The sequence below is a fragment of the Roseomonas rosulenta genome (genome assembly GCF_016106005.1).
GTDB lineage: Bacteria > Pseudomonadota > Alphaproteobacteria > Acetobacterales > Acetobacteraceae > Neoroseomonas > Neoroseomonas rosulenta.
The window spans coordinates 1-1303 of record NZ_JACADR010000540.1; the positions used below are offsets into that span (position 1 = coordinate 1).

The following is a 1303-nucleotide window of genomic DNA, read 5'->3' on the forward strand; positions in this document are numbered from 1 at the left end:
GCCGCGCGCAGCCGCTTCGCCTGGGAGGGCGAGGCGGCGCGGCTGGTCGCGTTGCATCGGGAACTGGCCGCGCGGCCGACGGCAGCGGTGGCGACGCGCTGAACCAGCGCGGAGGGGCGTCGCGATCTCGCGGCGGACGCGCTCCGCGCCGCGCCCGTCGCGCAGCCGCGCGGTTTGACCATCGGCGCGCGGCGACCGACCCTGCGCCCATGCGGGACGGAATCGCCTGGTCGAACGACCTTCTCACCCTGGCCGCGCGATTCGGATCGCGCGTGGCGGTCACCGATGGGGCGGCGCGGATGAGCTTCGCGGAGCTCTCCGCGCGGGCGCACGCACTGGCGCACCGCCTTCGCGTGCCGCCGGGCGCGCCGGTCGGCACGCTGGTGCCCAACGGCGTCGATGCGCCCTGGGTGAGTGCGGGTGTCACGCTTTCGGGCGCGGCGGAGGTGCCGGTCAACGCCCATTCCACCGATGCGGAGATCGCCTGGTTCGCGGAACTGGCGGGCTTTCGCCGTGTGCTCGCGCCACGCGCGCAGGCCGCGCGGCTCGCCGCGCTCGGGCTCGACCCCTGGCCGATCGAGGACATCGCGCCCGACCCCGCGCCCACAGCCCTGCCGCCGGTCCCCGCCGAGGCCTGGGGGCGCATCCTGTTCACCTCAGGCACCACCGGGCGGCCCAAGGCGATCGTGCACACCCATGGCGGGCGCTGGACAGCTCACCTGCTGCAGCGCGCCGTGGTGCCCTTCACGCCAGGCGCGGGCGACCGCGTGCTGCTGATGACGCCTTATGTGCACGGCGCCTCGCTGATCGCCGCCGCCTGGCTCGAACAGGGCGCCGAGGTTGTGCTGCAGGACGGCGTGCGCGCCGAGGCGGTGGAACCCATCCTGGCGGCCGGCTGCCCGGCGATCTTCGCGCCGCCAACGGTGCTGGCGAAGATCCTGTCGCTGTTCCCCGGCCGGCGGTTCGAGGGCGTGCGCGTGATCTTCACCGGAACCTCGACCCTGTCGCGGGAATTGTGGCGCCGCGCGGCCGAGGCCTTCGGCCCGGTGGTGCGCATCACCTACGGCATGAGCGAATGCTTCAACCCGATCACCGTGCTCGAGCCGCCGGAGGTCGCGGAGGCGATGGCCGAGCCGGAGGCCGGGCTGGGCGCCTGCCTCGGCTGGCCGGCGCCGGGCGTCGAGATCGCGATCCGCGCCGAGGACGGCGCGGCGCTGCCGGCCGGCGAGGCGGGCGAGATCCATCTGCGCGCGCGCCACATGAACGCCGGCACCACTACCCAGATCCGAAGAGCACGCGACTT

General features: G+C 74.8%; 1 protein-coding gene. It reads left to right on the forward strand.

Annotated features, from left to right (window positions below):
• Positions 1–209: 209 nt before the first annotated feature.
• Positions 210–1303 (forward strand): class I adenylate-forming enzyme family protein (locus tag HW578_RS26700; protein WP_198373720.1); only part of this gene is annotated, 1094 nt, incomplete at its 3' end.